Origin of the sequence: Bradyrhizobium sp. TM233 (assembly GCF_036247965.1) — a bacterium.
GTDB lineage: Bacteria > Pseudomonadota > Alphaproteobacteria > Rhizobiales > Xanthobacteraceae > Bradyrhizobium > Bradyrhizobium ottawaense.
This window is the reverse complement of record NZ_BTIG01000157.1, coordinates 1-301: the sequence shown is the minus strand read 5'-3', so window position 1 is coordinate 301 and position 301 is coordinate 1. Positions and strand designations below refer to the sequence as shown.

Genomic DNA, 301 nt, shown 5'->3' with positions numbered 1-301 from the left:
CAGCGGCAGATGTTGCCGGACATCGCCTGGCGGATCTGGTCGTGCGAAGGCTTCGGATTGTCCATCAGAAGCGCGGCGGCCTGCATGATCTGGCCGGCCTGGCAGAAGCCGCATTGGGGCACGTTGACCTGGCGCCAGGCCTTTTGGACCGGATGATCGCCGCTCGGATGCAGCCCTTCGATCGTGGTGACCTCGCGCCCGGCGACATCGTTGATCGATGTGACACAGGCGCGCACGGCTTCCTTGTCGACGATGACGGTGCAGCTGCCGCACAGGGCCTGGCCGCAGCCGAACTTGGTGC

General features: G+C 65.8%; 1 protein-coding gene. It reads right to left on the bottom strand.

Features of this window, described 5'->3' with window-relative positions:
- On the bottom strand, nt 1-301 hold a 301-nt coding region (locus tag AABA86_RS34130; protein ID WP_338309867.1), incomplete at both ends, for a (2Fe-2S)-binding protein.